Origin of the sequence: Microbispora sp. NBRC 16548 (genome assembly GCF_030268985.1) — a bacterium.
Classification (GTDB): Bacteria; Actinomycetota; Actinomycetes; order Streptosporangiales; family Streptosporangiaceae; genus Microbispora; species Microbispora catharanthi.
This window is the reverse complement of sequence record NZ_BSSF01000005.1, coordinates 146,389-166,532: the sequence shown is the minus strand read 5'-3', so window position 1 is coordinate 166,532 and position 20,144 is coordinate 146,389. Positions and strand designations below refer to the sequence as shown.

The window sequence follows — 20,144 nt, the reverse complement described above, 5'->3', positions numbered from 1 at the left end:
CAAGCGTCTCAGCGCGGACAGTGCTCGACAAGGTGAGTATCGTGACCGACACCCACTTGATACAGGGCGATGATCGTCCCGTCGCTTGACGTTGACTTGCAGGCCGATTGCGGGACGTCTGTTGCCTGATGCGCGCTATGCCGGGCAGGGATTACTCTGCGCGCATGCGCTTGTCCCCCCTCCGCTCCGTCCCCCGCGTCGACCTCCTGATCGGCTTCGCGATCATCGCGCTGGGCACCCTTGAGGCGTTCACCGTGGGTCCGGCGTACGGCGAGCCGCGGCCCGAGCTGTGGTGGGTCGGGCAGGCGCTGGTCACCGGCGTCCTGGTCTGGTATCGCCGCAGGGCTCCCGTGGCGGTTTTCATCCTCATGATCCTCGCCCAGTACGTCTGGCACCGGCAGGGCCACCCGGGCTGCCCCGTCTGGCAGCTCGCCGCGCTGCTCATCGTCTTCCACACGATCGGCGCCCATCTGCCGGTCAAGCACGGCGGATCCTGGGCGCTCGCGGGCATCCTGATCTTCGACTCGGGTGCCGTCGACCACCGGTTCCTGCCGTTCGACGAGGTCATCTACCTCACCGTCATGTTCGGCTCGGCGTACGCCACGGGGCTGGCCCTGCGCGGCTACCTCCTGCGCGCGCACCGGATGAGCGAGCGGGCGGCGCGGCTGGAGGTGGAGCGGGAACGCCGGGCCGCCGAGGCCGTCGCCGCCGAGCGCAACCGGATCGCCAGGGAGCTGCACGACGTGGTGGCCCATAGCGTGAGCATGATGGTCATGCAGGCCGGTGTGCTGCGCCGCCGGATGGGCGCGGCGCAGGAGGACGGCCCGTCCTCGGAGGCCGAGATGCTCAGCGGCATCGAGCAGGCGGGCCGGGAGGCGGTCGAGGAGCTGCGGATCATGCTCGGCGCGCTGCGGATGCCGCAGGACGAGGCGCTGCCGCAGCCGGGGCTCGACATGGTTCCCAACCTCATCTCGACGGTGGGATCCTCGGGGCTCCGCGTGACGCTGGAGACGGAGGGCGAGCCCGTACGGCTCGCGCCCGGTCTCGACCTGTCGGCCTACCGGATCGTGCAGGAGGCCCTCACCAACGCGGTCAAGTACGCCGGGGACGCCGACGCGCGCATCCGGATCGCCTACCTCCCCGACCGGCTGGAGCTCGAGATCACCGATAATGGCGGGGGCGCCGGACCGGCGCTGTCCACCGGCAACGGGCTCATCGGCATGCGGGAGCGGGCCGAGCTGTTCGGCGGCTCCCTCGACGCCGGGCCGCTGCCGCAGGGCGGCTACCGCGTCCGCGCGACGCTGCCGATCTCCCAGGGAGTGCCGATGAGCGAGGCCACGAATTGACCATCCGCATCGTCCTCGCCGACGACCAGGCGATGATCCGGGCCGGCCTGCGCATGGTGGTCGAGAGCGAGCCGGGGATGGAGATCGTGGGCGAGGCCGCCGACGGCGCCGAGGCGGTCGCCCTGGCCCGCCGGGTGCAGCCCGACGTCGTGCTCATGGACATCTCGATGCCGCGTATGGACGGGCTCACCGCGGCCAGGCAGCTGCTCGACGCGCCCCGGCCGCCCAAGGTCATCATGCTGACGACGTTCGACACCGACGAGAACCTGTACGCCGCGCTGCGCGCGGGCACCAGCGGCTTCCTGCTGAAGGTGTCGCCGCCCGAGCAGCTCGTGGAGGCCATCAGGGTCGTCGCCGCGGGTGACGGCCTGCTCGACCCCGCCGTCACCACGAGGGTGATCGCCTCCTTCGCGGGCCGGCACGAGCCGGTCCGGCCGCCCCAGCTCGCCGAGCTCACTCCTCGCGAGCTGGAGGTGCTGCGGATGCTCGCCCGGGGCCTCACCAACGCCGAGATCGCCAAGGAGCTCTTCGTCGGCGAGGCCACGGTCAAGACCCACGTCGCCCGCGTGCTCATGAAGCTGAACCTGCGCGACCGCGCTCAGGCGGTCGTGTTCGCGTACGAGTCGGGCGTGGTGACGCCGGGGTCGGCGCTCGGGTAGTACGACGCCCATTCGGCGTTCGTCATGCGCAGCACCTTGAGTCCGAGGTAGCCCAGGGCGATGACGGGGGCGCCCCAGAACGGGATCATCACCGGGCTGTACGGCACCGCGAGCGAGCCCAGGTAGCCCAGGGCCACGACGGCCGGCACCCACCAGTGGACGAAGCCGGTGCGCCAGACGGCCAGCAGGAGCAGCGGCAGCCCGACCATGCCGAGGTAGAGCCACGGCATCACGAAGCCGAAGATCGTGCCGGGCAGGTTGAACACCTCGTCGAACATCTTCTGGCCCTGCTCGACCGGGTAGTGCTGCCCGAACCACCACTCCACGGGGTCCATCATGAGCAGCGCCGACTGGCTGATGTAGCCGACGATGGTCATGCCGCCGGCGATGTGCCCGAGGACGACGGACCTCTTGCGCACCAGGTGCAGCAGGCCGAAGGCCGCGATCGGGACGAGCAGCCAGCTCCAGTGGTAGAGCGCCGATTCCAGCTGGGCCAGGGCCGGGTTGTCGCCGTAGCTGAGGATCTCGCGGTCGTCGCCCCAGGTGCCGGGGTCGACGAGGAGCGCGACGAACTGCAGCAGCGGCGCGACGAAAAGCAGGACTCCGGTGACGGTGCGCCGGAAGGCCACCGAGTCGGACAGTTTGAACATCGATCTTCCCCTTCGGGTCTGTCTCCCTACGGCCGGTGACGGTAGGTGAGCGACCCCCGGGGACTCGTCCGCCGCTCGGGTGATGCCTCCTCATCCGCTAGAGCGACTTATCGCTACAAGGCTAGGTATGTGTATATTTTCCGGAAGACGGCTCACACTACGGGAGATTTTTCATGAAGGCTTTCCCGGCGGTCATGTTCGACGAGGCGCACAGCGAGGCATGGACGATCCGGCGAGAGGTCGCCGAGGCCATGAACCCCGCCCACCCCGACGACAACAGCTATGCCGAGGCCGCCGGGGCGCTGCGGCGGCTCGGCCACACGGTGCGCGCGCACACCGAGGGCCCGATCACGCGGGACGTGCTGGACGGGTGTGACGTCTTCGTGGTCGCGCACCCCTCGGCCGAGCGCTGGGAGCGCACCACCGGGGTCGGCAGCCCCGTCTTCTCCGCCGAGGAGATCGACGCGCTCGAGGCGTACGTCGCGGGCGGCGGCGGGCTCATCGTGCTGGCCGAGCACGAGCAGGAGAAGTACGGCAGCAACCTGGGCGAGCTGCTCACCCGGTTCGGGGTGACGGTCGAGCACGCGACCGTGCAGGACCCTGCCAACTGCCACAACACCGTTGCCACCTGGATCCTCGGCGTTCCCTCCGCGCAGGCCGTGACCGAGCGGGGCGGCGTGGCCCAGGATTTGCTGGCAGAGGTGCGCCGGGCCTGCTTCTACCGCGCCGGGACGCTCGGCGTGCCGGCCGGGGAGAGCGTCCTGTTCACGACCTCCGGGTCCGCCGACCCCGCGAACGCCCCGCTCGTCGCCGCCGTGCGGCACGGCCGCGGCCGGGTGGTCGTCCTGGCCGACTCCGACCTGTTCGGCGACGACTCGATCCACGACTACGACCACGAGAAGCTGTGGGGCAACCTGGTGACCTGGGCCGCCCGCGTGCCCGAGGCGTCCGGCGCCGCCCGCGTCTCCCGCCCCGAGGTGGCGGAGGAGTTCGCCAGGCTGAAGGCCGCCGTGGAGCGGCTGCGCCCGCTCCAGGCCAAGGACGGCTCGGTCACCGGCGACCACGACGAGGCCGTGGCGTGCATCAGCGAGATCGTCGACGGCATCGGACGGCTCGCGCCGCACTTCCCGCACGACGCCGAGTATCTCGACGCGGTGATGAAGGACTTCCGGGCGTGGGTGTCGGCCGGCCTCGGCGTGCCGGACTTCCTCGACTCGCTGAACGTCTTCCACCCCGACGCCCAGCGGATCGACGGGCTGGAGCACCTGGTCGTCTTCCCGATGTACACCCAGAACGGCAATCCCAACCGCAACGTCGAGGCGGTGTGGATCCGGGTCGTGTGGCCCGAGTGGCTGGCCGAGCTGGAGCGGGGCGGCTACGACAACCCGATGTTCGTGCCGATCACGTTCGTCGACTTCACCTCCGGCTACGACACCAACTCGGCCGTGCTGTTCCCCGAGACCGTGGTCGTGCGCCAGACCCCGCCGCGCTTCACCTGGGGCGGCATCTTCTGCGACCGCGAGGCGGCCCGGTTCCGCCGGGTCAGCGAGGCCGCCGCGGCCACGCTGAAGCTGGAGCTGCCGCCGGACGCCGCCCGGCTGCTGGCGTCCCAGGACCTCGCCCAGGACACGTTCGTGCTGTGGGACCTCGTCCACGACCGCACGCACAGCCACGGCGACCTGCCGTTCGACCCGTTCATGATCAAGCAGCGCATGCCGTACTGGCTCTACAGCCTGGAGGAGCTGCGCTGCGACCTCACGGCGTACGGCGAGGCCGTGAAGCTGGAGGCCGCGGGCGTGCCGCACGCGCGGTACGTGCAGTACGCCATCCTGTTCGACCGGCTGTTCCGCTTCCCCATCACCGGCGAGCGGGTGCGCAACTACGACGGGCTCGGCGGCCAGCTGCTGTTCGCCTACCTGCACCGGCAGGGCATCGTGCGGTGGACCGACAACCGGCTCACGATCGACTGGTCGCGGGTCGCCGACGGCGTCGCCGACCTGCGCGGCGAGGTGGAGAAGCTCTACCGCGACGGCATCGACCGGTCCAAGCGCGCGCACTGGCTCGCCGCGCACGAGCTGGTCGCGACCTACGTCGAGCCCGACCCGGCATCCGCGTGGAAGCAGGGCGTGCAGGCGCTGCCCACCGAGCAGAAGGCCATGGTCGACGCCGTGCTGCCCGACGAGTTCCCCCTGAGCATGTTCTACGAGGCCCTGCGCCGTAAGCTCACCGACGTGGTGGAGTCGACCCGGGGCATCCGGGCGTGAACGGGGCCGGGGAGGAACGTGCGATGAGCAGGGTGATCGTGGTCATGGGGGCGGGCGGCCCGGCCGGCCGCGCCGTCGCCGGGAAGTTCGCCGAGCTCGGGGACACGGTCGTCGGTGTGGACAAGTCCGGCGCCGAGGGCTGTCTGGCCGTCGACCTGCTCGACCGGGACGCCGTACGCGGTCTGGCCGAGCGGGTGCGGGCCGAGCACGGCCGGGTGGACGGCGTCGTCCACCTGGTCGGCGGCTGGCGCGGGTCGAAGACCTTCGCCGACACCTCGCTCGACGACTGGGACCTGCTGCACGACCTGCTGATCAGGACCCTGCAGAACGTGTCGCTGGAGTTCGAGCCGCTGCTGCGGGCGAGCGGGAACGGCCGTTTCGTGATCGTGTCGGCCCGGGCCGCCCAGAAGCCGACGCAGGGCGGCGCGGCGTACGCCGCCGCGAAGGCCGCCGCCGAGGCGTGGACGCTGTCGCTGGCCGACGCGCTGAAGGACACCTCAGCCGCCGCGGTGGTCCTGGTGGTCAACGCGTTGGTGCACGATGAGATGAGGGCCGCGAACCCGGACAAGCCGTATCGGACCTTCACCGATGTGAAGGATCTGGCCGCGGCGGTCGCGGGCCTGTGGGACGAGGAGCCGGCCGCGGTCAACGGCCGCAGGATCGACCTCACGCCCTGATCTACGCTGCTGATCCGGACCCGCGGCCCGGCCTGGACGGGCCGGCCGCGGGCCCGAAACCGCGATGGGGAGACATCTCGTGACAACCGATGCCGTACGCCGGCACGACCCGGCGAGCCGGACGTTCGCCAGTGACAACTACGCGGGGGTGCACCCCGAGGTCCTGGAGGCGATCGCCCTCGCCAACGGGGGACACCAGATCTCCTACGGCGACGACGTCTACACCGAGGCGGTCCGGGGCGTCTTCCGCAGGCACTTCGGCGAGCAGGCCGAGGTGTTCCCCGTGTTCAACGGCACGGCGGCCAACGTCGTGTCGCTGCGCTCGATGTGCGCTCACTGGGAGGCCGTGGTCTGCCCTGAGACCGCGCACATCAACACCGACGAGGGCGGCGCGCCCGAGGTCACCGGCGGGCTGAAGCTGCTGACCGTGCCGACCCCGGACGGCAAGCTCACGCCCGGCCTGATCGACCGGCAGGCGTGGGGGTTCGGCGACGTGCACCGGGCGCAGCCCCGGGTCGTGTCGATCTCCAACGCGACCGAGCTGGGCACGCTCTACACCCCGGCGGAGATCAAGGCGATCTGCGACCACGCCCACGAGCTGGGGATGTTCGTCCACCTCGACGGTTCGCGGATCACCAACGCCGCCGCCGCCCTGGACGTGCCGCTGCGCGCCCTGACCACGGACGCGGGGGTCGACGTGCTGTCCTTCGGCGGCACCAAGATCGGTCTGTTGCTGGGCGAGACCGTCGTCGTGCTGAACCCGGAGGCGTCGCGCGGCCTGCCGTACCTGCGCAAGACGAGCATGCAGCTCGCCTCGAAGATGCGCTTCGTGTCGGTGCAGTTCGAGGCCCTGCTCGGGGGCGACCTGTGGCTGCGCAACGCCCGTCAGGCCAACGCGATGGCCCGGCGGCTCGCGGACGCCGTACGTGACCTGCCCGGCGTGAGCGTGCCGCGCCCGGTCGAGGCCAACGCGGTCTTCGCGATCCTGCCGGCCGACGTGGCCGACCGGCTGCGCAAGCGGTTCCGGTTCTACAACTGGAACGAGCAGATCGGCGGGGGCATGGTCGAGGTGCGGTGGATGTGCGCCTTCGACACCACCGAGGCCGACGTGGACGCGTTCGCCGCGGCGCTTGCCGAGGAGCTGCGCGCCTAGCCGTGACCCGCGGCCGTCGTCCCATCGTCAGTCCGGACAGCTCACGGTGATCGACGGCGGCCGCACCCTGTGGCGTCCCGGCCGAGGACGTCTGCGTCTCCTCGGGATCAGGGACCCGGACTGCTGGCCGACGAGAGGTCCGGCTGGGCGGCAGCCTCCCGGCCGGGCCATGCGATGTCGTCGACCGCCAGAAACGGCTCGCCCGCCACGTTCGCCGGGGTCACTCCGATGAACTCCATGACGTCTCGATGCAGATGGGACTGGTCGGCGTAGCCGGCCTCCACCGCGACTCGGGCCGCGCTGCCGCCCGCGACCAGGCGGTGGGCGGCGTGGTCGAAGCGGACCAGCTTCGCAGCGCGCTTGGGCGGCAGGCCGATCTGCGAGTGGAACCGGGACCACAGGCGCTTACGGCTCCATCCGAGCTCGGCAGCCAGCCGGTCGACCCGGACCAGGCCGCGGCCTCTCACGATCCGGCGCCAGGCCCAGGCCACCTCCGGGTCCACCGGCGGCCCCGCCTCATACCGGCGGGCGAGCAGCGCGCCGGTCAACGCGAAGCGATCCTCCCAGGAGGAGACGCCGGCCAGCCGCTCACGAGCCTGTGACGCCTCCCGGCCCCACAGGTCGTCGAGGGCCACCACGGTGCCGTCGAGGTCGGCGGGGGAGACGCCCAGAATCGCGCGCGCGACGACCGGGGACAGCCGCACCTGCACGCACTCGACGTTCTCCCCCCGTGCCCAGGCCGCGCCTCCGGAGCCGAGTCCGGGCCCCGCGACGAGACTTCCGCGCTCCTGCCGCCCGGCGGCGTAGTCCACGACGGGCGAACCGGCGCCGAACTCCAGCAGCAGCGTCACGGCCGGGTGCGGGACCATCCGGAGCGCGTCCAGGTCACCGACGCGGAACCCGGCCATGGTGACACCGGCCACCCGGACGGGCCCCCGCGGGGAGGCGACGTCCCACACCGCCTCACCGTGCACGAAAGTCGACACGGCCGCCAGGCTATGCGAGCAGCGAGGGGAACGACCGAAGGGAACATTCGTCCAAGACACCGGCGCGCACCGGCGGCGACAGTGGGCGCATGACTGTTTCCGACGGCAATCGGCATGCGGCGGAAGCCGAGGCCACCGAGAGTTCGACGCTGTCCCTGGACGACGGCGACATCCACGTGTGCCAGGACGGCCCCCGCGACGCCCCGGCACTCCTGCTGATCCACGGGTCCGCCTCCTCGACCCGCTCGTGGGACTCTCTGGTTCCGCTGCTGACCGGATCGCATCGCGTCATCCGGATCGACCTGCTCGGGCACGGGCGGTCGGCCAAACCGGCCGGCCCGAGCTACGCGACCCCGGACCAGGGACGCCGGGTCGGTCTGGCACTGGACCGGCTCGGCGTCGAGCGCGTGATCGTGGTCGGTCATTCCAGCGGCGGCGCGGTCGCCACCGCTCTCGCCGAGCAACGACCCGACCTGGTGATCGCGCTCGCGCTCATCAACACCGGACCCGGCATGGACGCCTTCATCGCACCCGAGTCCGCCGCGATCGCACCGTCGCAGTGGCCGCCGACCGACGAGCAGATCCGCCGGTTCGCGAGCACCGGTTTCAGCCGCGCGGGCTATCAGATCCCGCAGGAGCTTCTCGACGAGGTGCGCATGATGACCTACCACACGCTCACCACGACGATGGGGGCCACCCGCGCCTACCTGGAGCAACAGGCGCTCCCGGAGCGGCTGACGGCCCTCGGCAAGCCGCTGTTGGTGATCTTCGGCGAGGACGACCGCAGATGGCGATCCTCATCCGCCGCCGACTACCGGACGGTTCCGGGCGCGAAGGTCGAGTTGCTGCCCGGTCTCGGGCACTCGCCCATACTCGAGGACCCGGAGAGGACCGCCGGCCCCCTGCTGGCCTTCACCGCGATCCACGCCGCGAGGGGCTGAAGGCCCAGCCGCCGTCACCCGCAGCCGACGACGGACCGGCCGGAGAGGGTCACGGAGAGGGTCACGGTGCGGGGAGCGCCTGGGCTCCCCGCTTGGCCAGCAGCTCCTTCATCGTGCGGATCTCGGCGTTCTGGCCGTCCACGATGTGCTGGGCCAGGGCGCGCACCTCGTCGCGGTCCGACAGCCTGAGCAGGCCCTCGGCCATCTCCACGCCGCCCTGGTGATGGCGGATCATGAGCTGGAGGAAGAGGATCTCGGCGTCCCTGCCGGTGGCCTGGCGGAGCCGGTTCATCTCCTCCTCCGAGGCCATGCCGCGCATCCTTCCGTCGGGCAGCAGGGCGGCCGTGGACCCTCCGCCGTGCCCGTGCCCGGACATCCAGGCCATCGCCGGACGGCTCGAGCTCTGGTCGAGGCCCCACTGCTGCAGCCAGCCCATGAAAATTCCACGCTGGGTGCTCTGCGTCGTGATGATGTCGTACGCCAGGCTGCGCAGCGCCTGGTCGGAGGTCTTGTCCCTGAGGATGAAGGACATCTCCACCGCCTGCGCGTGGTGGACCCCCATGTCCCTGGCGAAGCCGGCCTCCGGGGAGGTGTCCCCGGGCGTCCCCTGCCTGGTGAAGAACAGTACGAGCGCCGCCGCCGCGAGGAGGACGACGACCAGCCCGAGGGCGGGGAGGCGGCGCCGGGCCGGGGGAGCGGTCTCGACCGCGTTGTCCCCTGCGGCGTCGATGTCAGTGCTCACCGCCCACAGGCTACTCGCCACGGCCGTCGCTCTGCCCGAAGCAATACCTTTAGCCACTATTCTCCATACGCAGCGGGGGTGTCAGTGATCAGCGGTTGGAGGAGCGATGACCAAGGAGAAGTCGCAGGCGAGGCGTGAGCACCTCGCCCGCATGCGCGCCGAGCAGAAGCGCAAGGAGCGGCGCGCCGCGCTTCTCATGTGGGGGATAGGCGGCCTCGTGATCGTCGTCCTGGTCGCCCTCGTCGCCGTCTACGTGGTCAACGACCGCTCGGCCAAGTCGCTCAGCGCCGTCAAGACCTTCAACTACAAGGGCTCCGACCACTCCTGGACGAAGGTGTCCTACAAGGAGACCCCGCCCGTCGGTGGCCAGCACAACTTCTACTGGCAGAACTGCGGCATCTACGACAAGCCCATCCACAACGAGCACGGCGTCCACTCGCTGGAGCACGGCGCGGTGTGGATCACCTACCAGCCCGACCTGCCCAAGGCCGAGGTGGACAAGCTCAAGAGCATCGCTTCCGCCGACTACATGCTGCTGAGCCCCTACCCGAACCTGCCGTCCAAGATCGTTGCCAGCGCCTGGAACCACCAGATCGCGCTGGACTCCGCGGACGACCCCCGCCTGCCGGAGTTCGTCAAGAAGTACAAGCAGAACCCGACGAACACCCCCGAGTACGGCGCCTCCTGCTCGGGCGGCATCGGCACCACCGACGAGAAGCCGCTCCCGCCGCCGCAGGCGGAGACCACGCAGGAGCCGATGCCGAGCGCGGCCCCGTCCTCCTGATCCGGACGTCCCCTGGCCGGGTTCAGGGAACCAGCACGCGGTCCACGGGCACGGCCTCCAGCCCGTGGGCCTCGGCCACCGGGCGGCTCGTGAGGTGGCCCTGGTGGGTGCTCAGACCGAGGGCGAGCGCGGGGTCGGCGGTCAGCGCCTCGCGCCAGCCCAGGTCGGCGATCGCCAGCGCGTACGGCAGCGTGACGTTGGTCAGCGCGTACGTCGAGGTGTGCGGCACCGCCCCCGGCATGTTGGCCACGCAGTAGAACACCGAGCCGTGCACCCGGTAGACCGGGTCGGCGTGGGTGGTCGGCCGCGAGTCCTCGAAACAGCCGCCCTGGTCGATGGAGATGTCCACCAGCACCGACCCCGGCTTCATCCGCGAGACGAGGTCGTTGCTCACCAGGGTCGGCGCCTTGGCGCCCGGCACGAGCACCGCGCCGATCACCAGGTCCGCGTCCACCACCGCCCGCTCGACCTCGTACGCGTTGGACGCCACCGTCTGGCAGCCTCCCCGGAACACGAGGTCGGCGTGGCGTAACCGGTCGACGTCGCGGTCGAGCAGCAGCACCTGGGCCCGCAGACCCACGGCGACCGCGGCGGCGTTCATGCCCGACACCCCCGCGCCGATCACCGCCACCTTGGCCGGGTAGGTGCCGGGGACGCCGCTCATCAGCACTCCGCGCCCGCCGCCCTGGCGCATGAGATGGTAGGCGCCCACCTGCGGCGCCAGCCGTCCGGCGACCTCGGACATGGGCGCGAGCAGCGGCAGCGTGCGGTCGGGTTTCTGCACGGTCTCGTACGCGATGCCGGTCACGCCCGACTCCAGCATGGCCCGGGTGCAGGACTCCGAGGCGGCGAGGTGGAGATAGGTGAACAGCACCTGGCCCTTGCGCATCCGGTGGTACTCGTCCGGCACCGGTTCCTTGACCTTCAGGATCAGGTCACCCTCGGCCCACACCTCGTCCGCCGTGCCGAGGATGACGGCCCCCGCCGCGGCGAAGTCCTCGTCCGGGATCGCGGACCCCAGTCCCGCGCCCTTCTCGACGAGGACCCGATGGCCTTTGCGTACGAACTCGTTGACCCCCGCGGGTGTGAGCGCGACCCGGTACTCGTGCGTCTTGATCTCTCGGGGAACTCCCACCTTCATGTTTTCACTGTCGGCTCCCAATGCCTGTGTGGACATCGGGCAACGGGCAACCATTTGGCGGATATTCATGACAAATTGTCAAGAGAAGAGCGTGTTGAGCGTTCCATGGTCGGCCGGTTACCCGCGGTTGGCAGACCTCGGTAGGCTCTGCGAGCGGTGTAAGGGATCGAGGTGGGAATGCACAACGCGCCCGTGCCGGGAGACGAGGAGCCCGGCCCGCGGCCCGGCGGCCTGACATCGGGAGCCGAGACGGCGCCCATGCCGAAGCCGGTCGGCTCCGAGGACCGCGGCGGCGTGCCCGCCGATGCGTCCGGCGGGTGGGGCGGCTGGTTCGGCGACATGTCCGGCGCGTCCGGCGCCACGGGAGAGACGGCTGTCCTGCCCGCCGCTGCCGGCGGTGCGGGTGACACGTACGCCGGGCCCATGAGCGGGCCCGGTGACCCCGGCGGACACGGTGACCCGTTGGGCGGGCCAACCGGCGTGCCCGAAGTGCCCGGCGTGCCCGGTGCGCGCGGAGGGCTCGCCGATCCGCTCGCGGATCCACTTGGTGGCCCGGGTGGTGCACTGGGTGAGCGCGGCGGGCTCGGCGGGTTCGACGACCCGCTCGGTGTGCGCGGTGAGCCGCCGGGCGGGCTTGCAGATCCGCTCGGTGATCCGCTCGGTGACACGCTCAGTGGCCCGGTCGGCGTGCCGGGTGAGCCTGCCGGACGTGGCGACTCCCTCGGCATGCCGGGCGGGTTCGGCGGACCGGATGACCCCCTTGGCATGCCGGGTGAACCTGGTGGACTGGGTGACCCTCTCGGCGTGCCCGGTGGGCCGGGTGATCCGCTCGGGGTTCCCGGCGAACTCGCCGGCGTGCCCGGTGTCGCCGACGCTCCCCTCCCGCCCGGTGAGCCGGTGGAGCCCGTCACGCCCGACGGCGCGCCCCCAGGTGGGGCCGCAGGGCCGGGTGACGCGCCGCCCGCCCCCGCCGGCCCTACGGAGCCGAGGGCGGCCAGGGGGACGACGATCGCCCTCGTCGTGGCCCTCGTGCTGGTGGTCGTCATGTCCGGGGTCCTCGGCGCTGTCGCCGTGGTGATGACCCGCAACCCGGACGCCCCGCCGCTCAAGCAGACGGCCGTACGCACTCTGCTGACGCCCGTGCACTTCGCCCCCGTCACCGGAGTGGGGCAGGCGCCCTGCAGTGGAACGGACGCGATCCCGGACGACAAGGGGACCTCCTGCTACCAGCTCGACCCGGGGGTCACGGTCACGACCGTGCAGAAGATCGAGGAGGTGCCGGAGAACGACGGCACCTACTCGATCAGGCTCGTGCTGTCCCCCTCCAGCCAGGAGCAGATCGCCGCGCTCACCCGCGAGACGGTCAAACAGCAGCTCGCGATGGTGGTGGGGGAGAAGGTGGTGGCCGCCCCGCGGGTGGCCCAGGAGATCACCCAGGACAGCCTCGGCGTCGCGGGCTTCGACAAGGCCCAGGCCGATGCGATCATGGCGCTGCTGACCGGATCCGCCCCGGCGGGCCAGCCGAACCCGGGCGCCTCGCCCGCCGCTACCGGCGCCGGCCAGCCCGGCGGAACGCAGCCGGGCGGCACTCAGACCGATGGCACGCAGCCGGGCGGGACAGTACAGGACGGCAGCCAGCCGGGAGGGTCGCAGACGGGCGGCACCCAGCAGGGCGGGACACAACCAGGCGGTGGCACCCAGCAGGGCGGGACACAACCAGGCGGCGCGGGACAACCGGGAGGCACGCAGTCCACCCCTGAGGGCTTCCAGTGAGCGCGCATCACGGCCCGGGCCGGCGCTCCCGGACCTGAACCGGCCGGCCGGCGGCCGGGGCGCGCTCGTCCCGGCCGTCCGGTCTGGGCCGTCAGGTCTCGATCGTCGCCATGTGGTTCCTCGCCGCCGGGCGCGCCACGTCCACCGTCATGACCGCCACCTCGGCCGTGGTGTGGGTGCCCGTGGCCGGCGGGGTGCTGTCCGGTGTGACACTGCCTGCCGGATGCCTGGCCGCCGCAGGGCGCGGCCTGGCCGCCCAGCGGTCCTCGCCTTGAGCGGACACCGCTGACGGCCTCGGGCGGGCCGTCGCGAGGGCGGCAGCGGCCGGTGCAAGCCGGGGTCAATCCGGGTGCAAGGAGATCCCTGTAGCGTACGGCGCGTGTCAGCACGATGGTTGCGAGGCGCGGCCGCCACGGCCGCGACCGCCGCGTTCCTGGTCCCCGCCTCCCCGCTCGCCGCCGCCCCGGCTCTCGCGCACACCGCGCATGCCCCAGTGCATGCCCCTGTGCAGGCTCCCGCCCGGGCATCCGCGCACGGCACGGCCGCACCGGCGGCCGTCGCCAAGAAGCTGTTCGGCGCCTGGCTGCGCGCGGACCGCCACGCGGCATCCCGGGTCGCCACCGCGGGCGCGGTCTCCACGCTCTTCTCCTACCCCTTCCGGGCCCCGGACGAGTTCGCGGGCTGCTCGGGCAACGCCTGCCGGTTCGTCCACACCAGCGTGCGTGTGCCGGGCGGGCTCGACGGGGTCCTTATGGTCGTGTCGGGCGCCAAGGTCACGAAGGTGTACGAGTCCCGCCACATCGCCAAGCCGTCCGCCGCGGCCAAGTACCTGTTCGACGCCTGGCGCGCGGGCGACCGCAACCGGGGCCTGGAGATCGCCACGACCACGGCGGTCAAGACGCTGTTCCGGACGAAGTACGACCCGAAGGGTGTGAAGTACTTCTTCCAGGGCTGCAGCTCCGAGCCCAAGGGCTACAGCTGCGCCTACTCCTACGAGGGCGGCGGCATGTTCATGCACGTGCGGGGCTCGAAGAGCCGCGGCTACGAGGTGACCTCCATCGGCTACATCGCCGACTGATCCGAGCCACCAACCCCGGCCGACCAACCTCAGCCGACTGACCCCAGCCGCGCCGAGTACGACGGCGGGGCTCAGCCGGCGACGGGCGAGAGCGCGATGTCCTCGGGCCGGATCGGGACACGGGAGAGATCCAGCCCGGTCGCGGCCCTGACCGCCGCGGCCACCGCCGGGGTCGACGACAGCGTGGGCGGCTCGCCCGCACCCCGCAGGCCGTACGGCGCGTGGGGGTCGGGGTTCTCCAGCACCGACAACCGCATCGGCGGCATGTCGAGGATGGTGGGGATCAGGTAGTCGGTGAACGAGGGGTTGAGCACCCGGCCGTCCCTGACCTGGATCTCCTCCATCAGCGCCAGGCCCAGGCCCTGCGCGGAGCCGCCGTGGATCTGCCCTTCCAGGGCCAGCGGATTGAGGATCTTCCCGACGTCCTGCACGGCGGCCAGTTCGACGACCTTGACCAGGCCGAGCTCGACGTCCACGTCGACCACGGCCCGGTGCACGCACAACGCGAGCTGCGTGTGGGAGTCGCCCCGGCCGGTGACGGGGTCCATGGGGAACGTGGGCCGGTGGCGATACTCCCGCGTCTCCTCGACCGGCCCGAACCGCTCAAGCACCTCCTCCAGCGACAGCTCCGGATGCGCCGCACGCAGCGCGTCGAGGCGCGCCCGCACCGCCTCGCAGGCCGTCTTGACCGCCCCGCCGGTGACGTACGACTGGCGGGAGGCCGAGGAGGACCCGGCAGAGCCGACCGCGGTGTCCGCCGGGGCGACCGTGACCCTGGCGATCCCGAGCTCCGTACGCGCGATCTGGGCCTGGACGGTGACGAGCCCCTGGCCCACCTCGGCGGCGGCGGTGTGCACGAGCACGTGCGGCTCGTCGCCGGCGAGCTCGACCCGCACGCGGGCGGTCGAGTAGTCGTCGAAGCCCTCGGAGAAGCAGATGTTCTTGATGCCGACGCCGTAGCCGACGCCGCGCCGCACGCCCTCGCCGTGCGTCGTCTGCGCGACGCCGCCCGGCAGGAGGCGCAGGTCGGGCTCATCCGCCGGTTCCGGCGGCAGCGGCATCGCGGCCAGCTCACTGAGCATGTCCGCGAGCGGCGCGGGGCTGTCGATCAGCTGCCCGGTGGCCAGGCGCGACCCCTGCGACACCGCGTTGCGGACGCGGATCTCGACCGGTGACAGCCCACAGGCCGCCGCGAGCCGGTCCATCTGCGACTCGTACGCGTAACACGCCTGGACCGCCCCGAACCCGCGCATCGCCCCGCAGGGCGGGTTGTTCGTGTAGACGCCGTACGCGTCGATCCAGACGTTGCCCACCTCGTACGGACCGACGCCGAGCGATGCGGCGTTGCCCACCACGGCGGGCGTGGACGAGCAGTAGGCACCGCCGTCGAGGAGGATCTCCGCCTTGACGTAGACGAGCCGCCCGTCGGCCGTCGCGCCGTGCTCGTAGCGCATCCGCGCCGGATGCCGGTGGACGTGGCCGAAGAACGACTCCTCCCTGCCGTACACCATCTTCACCGGGCGGCCCGTCCGCAGCGCCAGCATCGAGGCGTGGACCTGCATCGACAGGTCCTCCCTGGCGCCGAACGCGCCGCCGACCCCGGCGAGCGTCAGCCGCACCTTCTCCTTCGGCAGGCCCAGGCACGGCGCCACCTGGTCCTGGTCGACGTGCAGCCACTGGGTGGCGACGAACAGGTCCACCCCGCCGTCCTCGGCGGGCACGGCCAGGCCCGACTCCGGCCCGAGGAACGCCTGGTCCTGCATGCCGACCTCGTACTCGCCTGTGACGACCACCTCGGCCTCGAAGATCCGGCCCACCCTCACCGGCTGGTGCCGTACGAGGTTGCCCTGATCGCTCCCGGGGTGGACGGCAGGGTGGACGGCGGGACAGGACGGGTCGAAGGCGGCCCGGCGGAGGTCGGTCACCGCCTCGCGCTCCTCGTAGCGCACGACGATCGCGGCGGCGGCACGGCGCGCGGTCTCCGGATGGTCGGCGGCCACGATCGCCACGGGCTCGCCCTGGTAGCGGACCTGGTCGACGGCGAGCACCGGCTGGTCGCGGCGATCCAGCCCGTAGAACTTCTCCCCGGGCACGTCCTCGTGGGTCAGCACGGCGAACACGCCGGGCATCGCGAGCGCGGGGCCGACGTCGATCGTGCGGATCCACGCGGACGGGTGCGGGCTGCGCAGCGTGGCGCCCCAGAGCATGCCCTCAAGCCACAGGTCCGAGGAGTACGCGAACTCTCCGGTCACCTTCAGGGTGCCGTCGGGGCGCGGCGCGCTTTCGCCGAGGCCGGAACGCCGCCCCGTTGCGGTCGCCGTCCCCGTCGCCGTCTCAGTCGCCATCCGCCGCTCCACCGTCGTAGTACAGCAACCGGGCGGGGGCGGGGCCTATCGGCGCGGCCATGAAACCCGGGGACGGGCGTAGTCGATGCTTGTAGATATCTCCAAATACGCTGTCTGTCGTGCTATTGCATGATCTGCTCGCCGTCCCGGAACTGCGGCTCACCCTGCTCACGGGCGACGAGCCGCTGGACCGCGAGATCAAGGGCGTGCTCATCACCGACCTGCCCGATCCCCGGCGGTACCTGTCGGGCGGCGAACTGGTGCTGACCGGCCTGATGTGGCGTCAGTCGCCCAAGGACTCCGCCCGGTTCGTCGACGCTCTGGCCGAGGCGGGCGTGGCCGCGCTCGGCGCGGGCGACGCGCGGCTCGGCACGGTCCCCGACGACCTGGTGGAGGCGTGCCGGGCACGCGGGCTGCCGCTGCTCGAAGTGCCCGTCGAGGTGTCGTTCGGAGCGGTCACCGAACTCGTCGGCAGGCGCGTCGCCGCCGCCCAGGTGGGCGACCTGCGCGGCGCCCTCGGGCGGCACCGCAGGATCGTCGCGGCGGTGGCCGAAGGGGCCGGGCTCGGCGAGCTGTTCGCCCTGGTGGAGGCCGAGCTCGGTGTCACGGCCGCGGTCGTGTCCGCCTGTGGCGCGGTCGTCGCGGGCGCGCTGCCCGAGGAGCAGGCCGTACGGCTGGCCCGCGACTATCTCGCCGCCGTCCGCCTGCCGGTCGTCGTGGACCGCGGCGGGCCGTTCACGCTGTTCGCCGTGGACCGATCGCACCGGGCCGCCGGCTGGGCCCTGGTCTGCCGGGGCGAGGTCGACGTGGAGATCGGCTACGAGCTGGCGGCGTGCGTCGCGATGGAGCGGACGCGGGCGGAGGAGGGCCGCCGGGTGGAGCGCCGGCTGGCCGAGCAGCTCATCGCCCTGGCCTGCGCGGGCGGCGACCTCGCGGAGCTGTCGGCCCGGCTGCGGACGTGCGGCATCGACCCGGCCGAGCCGTACGCGGTGGTCGCCGCGACGGCGAGCAGGCACGGGGCGACGGACGGCCCCGACCGCGCCCTGCTGGGCGGTCAGGTGGTGGAGGAGCTGCTGGACCGCGGGGTGGTGGCCGCCGCGGGCGCCGACGCGTCGGTGGCGCTGGTCCCCCTGCGCGACGAGACCCCCTGGAGCGATCGCGAGGCACTCGCGGCGTGGTTGCGCGCCCGTACGGCGGTGCTCGCCGGCGGCCTGCCCTCGATCACGGTGTCGGCCGGGCTGAGCGGCGCGCTGACCGGGCCGCAGGCCATCCGCGGAGGGGTGGAGGAGGCGGGCCACGCCCGGCGGATGGCCGAAGCGCGCGGCGGGGGAGTGGTCACCAGCGACGAGATCTACACCCACGCGCTGTTGCTGGCGACCGTGCCCGGCGACGTGCGGTCCTCGTTCGCCGGACGGCTGCTCGGGCCGTTGTTCGACTACGACCGGCGGCACGGGGCCGAACTGGTGCGCACGCTCGGCGCGTTTCTCGACTGCACGGGATCGTGGAACGCCTGTGCCGAGCGGCTGCACGTGCACGTCAACACGGTGCGCTACCGGATCAGGCGGGTCGAGGAGCTGACCGGCAAGGATCTGTCGTCCATGGCCGACCGCGTCGACCTCTTCCTCGCCCTCCGCGCCGGCTAGTCTCCGGGCCGGACGGGACGAAGATCGCCGGGAGAGAGCAGGTCAAGGCGGGGCGTCCGCTCTGGATTCAGATCCGCCTCTTATGTTTTCCGCGATCACTTATTACGCTGAAAAACGACCCGGCCCCGGCCCGAACGGCCGGGCGCCGTAGGCCCGACATCGTCGCGGCCTACGGCGCGATGCCGCGCTATGGGGGCACCACAGAGCTCATGGGGGCACGACAGGCCGTCGCCGTTCTCGCCGCCTGGTGGGGGGTGCCTGATCCCGCATGCATCGAGGCGGGCGAGAGCCCGCCTGGTCAGGCCGCTAACGCGGAAATCGTGCGGGCTCGGGACCGGACAGGCCGTTGGATGGCGGTGCCTCAACAGGCTCGATGGTGGGGGATCAGCAGCAGGGCTCCGCGGACAAGACTGCTACTGACGCGGAGCCGGTTGCGGCCGTAGCATGAGCGGCAGGTGCCAGGCTGAGCGATATGAGAGCAGCCAGGGTGAACAGTGAAAGGCGGCGCATGAGGATCTCCTTCATGGGGGACGACTGTCCGGCCTTCATCTTCTCAAGGGGTGCGTGTGACTAGTCAAGGCATGGTCGGCGAGCGGATCAAGGCCATTCGTCGGCAGCGGGGTCTCTCACAGGCGCAGCTCGCTCATCCCGAATTGTCCGACAGCTACGTTTCGCTGATCGAGAGTGGCAAGCGCACGCCCACCCCCGCGGTCCTGGAGCTTCTCGCCCAGAAACTCGACTGTTCGCTCACCTATCTGGTCAACGGCGTCACCGCCGAGCAGATGGAGGAGATCGAGCTGGGCCTCCGCTTCGCCCAGCTGGCCCTGGAGAACGGCGACCTGACGGAGGCCAGGTCGCGCTACGCGGAGCTGCTCGCCGACAAGAACCTGGCCGGGCTGGCGTCGCTGCGCAGGGACGCCCAGTACGGGTACGCCCTGGCGACGGAGGCCTGCGGGAACTTCCCCGAGGCCATCACCGTGCTCGAGTCCCTCAGCGGCGAGGAGGCGGACGGACAGTCGCTCGAGCGGCGGGTCCAGGTGGCCATCGCGCTGTGCCGGTGCTACCGGGAGCTCGGCGACCTCCAGGCCGCCGTCCGCGTCGGCGAGTCGACGCTCGGGCTGGCCACCTCCCGCCCCCAGTGGACGGACGTCACTGTGGAGCTCGGCTCGACCCTTCTGTTCGTGTACGTCGAGCGCGGCGATCTCCTCCGCGCCCGGCAGTTCGCCGCCGAGCTCCTCGCCGCGGCCGAGCTCCTGGGGACGCCCACGTCCATGGTGGCCGCGTGCTGGAACGCGGCTCTCACCGCCCAGGCGTCCGGCAACGGAGACGAGGCCATGTCCCTGGTCGAGCGCGCCCTCGCGGTGCAGTCGGAGAACGGAGAGCCCCGCAACCTCGCCCGGCTCCGCTCGCAGTTCGCGATGCTTCTCCTCCAGGTGCGTCCCGCCGAGGCCCTCATGGCCAAGGAGCTGTCGGAGCGCGCGCTGCGTGAGCTGAAGGAGTCGTCGGCGGGCAAGACGGCGATCGCCCGCTGTGAGCTGAACATCGCCCGTGCGCAGATGGCGCTGGGGCGTCCGGTCGAGGCCGTCGAGCACGCGCGGCAGGCGCAGTCGCTGCTGGCGGACGGCAGCAGCCTTGCTGTGGCCGCGGACGCCTGTCTCGTGCTGGGTCAGGCGTACTGGATGCAGCGGCTGGACCAGGAGGCGCTGGCGGAGCTGCAGGCCGCGGCCGAGCGGCTGCGCCGTCTGCCGGTGACCCGCACGATCGCCGAGAGGTGGCAGTCGGTCGCCGAGATGCAGGCCCGGCTGGGCGAGCACGAGCCCAGCATGTCCAGTTACCAGCAGGCGCTCGCCTGCGCCGGGCTCTGACGCCCACCCCGAGGGCGGGCCTCCTCGGCGGGGCCCGCACCAGGGATGTCCTCGGGTTATCCCCAGTCTTCCGATGCGAGGTATGGACCGGACCCCC

The 20,144-nt window shown here is 71.8% G+C and carries 17 protein-coding genes; 12 read left to right on the top strand and 5 right to left on the bottom strand.

Features of this window, described 5'->3' with window-relative positions:
* The first annotated feature begins 164 nt into the window (after positions 1-164).
* Both QSK36_RS15085 and QSK36_RS15080 read left to right on the top strand, forming a co-directional pair.
* On the top strand, positions 165-1,346 hold the full coding sequence (locus QSK36_RS15085; protein WP_285782829.1) for a sensor histidine kinase: 1,182 nt from the start codon (positions 165-167) through the stop codon (positions 1,344-1,346).
* Positions 1,343-2,005 (top strand): response regulator, encoded by a 663-nt coding sequence (locus QSK36_RS15080; protein WP_079314277.1) that lies wholly within the window; start codon positions 1,343-1,345, stop codon positions 2,003-2,005. The genes QSK36_RS15085 and QSK36_RS15080 overlap by 4 nt, the downstream gene beginning before the upstream one ends.
* On the opposite strand, the gene QSK36_RS15075 is transcribed toward QSK36_RS15080, so the two are convergent.
* Positions 1,945-2,655, bottom strand: coding sequence for a hypothetical protein (locus QSK36_RS15075; RefSeq protein ID WP_285782828.1), 711 nt, complete (start codon positions 2,653-2,655; stop codon positions 1,945-1,947). The genes QSK36_RS15080 and QSK36_RS15075 overlap by 61 nt on opposite strands.
* Before the next feature lie 173 nt (positions 2,656-2,828).
* Here QSK36_RS15075 and QSK36_RS15070 point away from each other — a divergent pair, with 173 nt between their 5' ends.
* The 3 genes from QSK36_RS15070 to QSK36_RS15060 all read left to right on the top strand — a co-directional run bounded on the left by QSK36_RS15070 (position 2,829) and on the right by QSK36_RS15060 (position 6,749).
* The gene (locus QSK36_RS15070) at positions 2,829-4,919 is read left to right on the top strand and encodes a DUF6421 family protein (RefSeq protein WP_285782827.1); all 2,091 of its coding nucleotides are present in this window, start codon (positions 2,829-2,831) and stop codon (positions 4,917-4,919) included.
* Positions 4,920-4,942: 23 nt separating this feature from the next.
* Complete coding sequence (locus QSK36_RS15065; protein WP_183539254.1) at positions 4,943-5,596, top strand: SDR family NAD(P)-dependent oxidoreductase; 654 nt, start codon at positions 4,943-4,945, stop codon at positions 5,594-5,596.
* 64 nt (positions 5,597-5,660) lie between these two features.
* Positions 5,661-6,749 carry a threonine aldolase family protein gene (locus tag QSK36_RS15060; protein ID WP_139578113.1) on the top strand — a complete coding sequence of 363 codons (1,089 nt, stop codon included), beginning with the start codon at positions 5,661-5,663 and terminating at the stop codon, positions 6,747-6,749.
* A 107-nt stretch (positions 6,750-6,856) separates the two neighbouring features.
* On the opposite strand, the gene QSK36_RS15055 is transcribed toward QSK36_RS15060, so the two are convergent.
* Positions 6,857-7,735, bottom strand: a complete 879-nt coding sequence (locus tag QSK36_RS15055; protein WP_285782826.1) for a helix-turn-helix domain-containing protein — start codon at positions 7,733-7,735, stop codon at positions 6,857-6,859.
* An 89-nt stretch (positions 7,736-7,824) separates the two neighbouring features.
* Between QSK36_RS15055 and QSK36_RS15050 the strand changes: the two genes are divergently transcribed.
* Entirely contained in the window at positions 7,825-8,676 is an 852-nt protein-coding gene (locus tag QSK36_RS15050) for an alpha/beta fold hydrolase (RefSeq protein WP_285782825.1), read from the top strand.
* 61 nt (positions 8,677-8,737) lie between these two features.
* Here the strand turns inward: QSK36_RS15050 and QSK36_RS15045 are convergent, their stop codons facing one another.
* Positions 8,738-9,418 (bottom strand): DUF305 domain-containing protein, encoded by a 681-nt coding sequence (locus QSK36_RS15045; RefSeq protein ID WP_285782824.1) that lies wholly within the window; start codon positions 9,416-9,418, stop codon positions 8,738-8,740.
* Positions 9,419-9,524: 106 nt separating this feature from the next.
* Between QSK36_RS15045 and QSK36_RS15040 the strand changes: the two genes are divergently transcribed.
* Entirely contained in the window at positions 9,525-10,202 is a 678-nt protein-coding gene (locus QSK36_RS15040; RefSeq protein ID WP_183539262.1) for a thioredoxin-like domain-containing protein, read from the top strand.
* A gap of 22 nt (positions 10,203-10,224) precedes the next feature.
* Here the strand turns inward: QSK36_RS15040 and ald are convergent, their stop codons facing one another.
* On the bottom strand, positions 10,225-11,343 hold the full coding sequence (gene ald, locus QSK36_RS15035; RefSeq protein WP_183539264.1) for an alanine dehydrogenase: 1,119 nt from the start codon (positions 11,341-11,343) through the stop codon (positions 10,225-10,227).
* 177 nt (positions 11,344-11,520) lie between these two features.
* Between ald and QSK36_RS15030 the strand changes: the two genes are divergently transcribed.
* The 3 genes from QSK36_RS15030 (at position 11,521) to QSK36_RS15020 (ending at position 14,194) form a co-directional block, all read left to right on the top strand.
* Positions 11,521-13,116: a SecDF P1 head subdomain-containing protein gene (locus tag QSK36_RS15030; RefSeq protein WP_502883322.1), complete on the top strand. Its 1,596-nt coding sequence runs from the start codon at positions 11,521-11,523 to the stop codon at positions 13,114-13,116.
* Between the two features lie 110 nt (positions 13,117-13,226).
* Positions 13,227-13,391, top strand: a complete 165-nt coding sequence (locus tag QSK36_RS15025) for a hypothetical protein (protein ID WP_285782822.1) — start codon at positions 13,227-13,229, stop codon at positions 13,389-13,391.
* A gap of 104 nt (positions 13,392-13,495) precedes the next feature.
* Positions 13,496-14,194 carry a hypothetical protein gene (locus tag QSK36_RS15020; RefSeq protein WP_285782821.1) on the top strand — a complete coding sequence of 233 codons (699 nt, stop codon included), beginning with the start codon at positions 13,496-13,498 and terminating at the stop codon, positions 14,192-14,194.
* A 71-nt stretch (positions 14,195-14,265) separates the two neighbouring features.
* On the opposite strand, the gene QSK36_RS15015 is transcribed toward QSK36_RS15020, so the two are convergent.
* Entirely contained in the window at positions 14,266-16,539 is a 2,274-nt protein-coding gene (locus QSK36_RS15015; protein ID WP_183539278.1) for a molybdopterin cofactor-binding domain-containing protein, read from the bottom strand.
* A 119-nt stretch (positions 16,540-16,658) separates the two neighbouring features.
* Between QSK36_RS15015 and QSK36_RS15010 the strand changes: the two genes are divergently transcribed.
* Positions 16,659-18,182, top strand: coding sequence for a PucR family transcriptional regulator (locus QSK36_RS15010; RefSeq protein ID WP_285782820.1), 1,524 nt, complete (start codon positions 16,659-16,661; stop codon positions 18,180-18,182).
* A 566-nt stretch (positions 18,183-18,748) separates the two neighbouring features.
* The gene (locus QSK36_RS15005) at positions 18,749-20,047 is read left to right on the top strand and encodes a helix-turn-helix domain-containing protein (RefSeq protein ID WP_139578124.1); all 1,299 of its coding nucleotides are present in this window, start codon (positions 18,749-18,751) and stop codon (positions 20,045-20,047) included.
* Positions 20,048-20,144: the final 97 nt, after the last annotated feature.

Excerpts from the sequence above, each read along its gene's own strand:
- QSK36_RS15085 (WP_285782829.1), top strand. The coding sequence starts at position 165 with ATGCGCTTGTCCCCCCTCCGCTCCGTCCCCCGCGTCGACCTCCTGATC.
- QSK36_RS15075 (WP_285782828.1), bottom strand. The coding sequence starts at position 2,655 with ATGTTCAAACTGTCCGACTCGGTGGCCTTCCGGCGCACCGTCACCGGA.
- QSK36_RS15070 (WP_285782827.1), top strand. The coding sequence starts at position 2,829 with ATGAAGGCTTTCCCGGCGGTCATGTTCGACGAGGCGCACAGCGAGGCA.
- QSK36_RS15065 (WP_183539254.1), top strand. The coding sequence starts at position 4,943 with ATGAGCAGGGTGATCGTGGTCATGGGGGCGGGCGGCCCGGCCGGCCGC.
- QSK36_RS15060 (WP_139578113.1), top strand. The coding sequence starts at position 5,661 with ATGGGGAGACATCTCGTGACAACCGATGCCGTACGCCGGCACGACCCG.
- QSK36_RS15050 (WP_285782825.1), top strand. The coding sequence starts at position 7,825 with ATGACTGTTTCCGACGGCAATCGGCATGCGGCGGAAGCCGAGGCCACC.
- QSK36_RS15040 (WP_183539262.1), top strand. The coding sequence starts at position 9,525 with ATGACCAAGGAGAAGTCGCAGGCGAGGCGTGAGCACCTCGCCCGCATG.
- ald (WP_183539264.1), bottom strand. The coding sequence starts at position 11,343 with ATGAAGGTGGGAGTTCCCCGAGAGATCAAGACGCACGAGTACCGGGTC.
- QSK36_RS15030 (WP_502883322.1), top strand. The coding sequence starts at position 11,521 with ATGCACAACGCGCCCGTGCCGGGAGACGAGGAGCCCGGCCCGCGGCCC.
- QSK36_RS15025 (WP_285782822.1), top strand. The coding sequence starts at position 13,227 with ATGTGGTTCCTCGCCGCCGGGCGCGCCACGTCCACCGTCATGACCGCC.
- QSK36_RS15015 (WP_183539278.1), bottom strand. The coding sequence starts at position 16,539 with ATGGCGACTGAGACGGCGACGGGGACGGCGACCGCAACGGGGCGGCGT.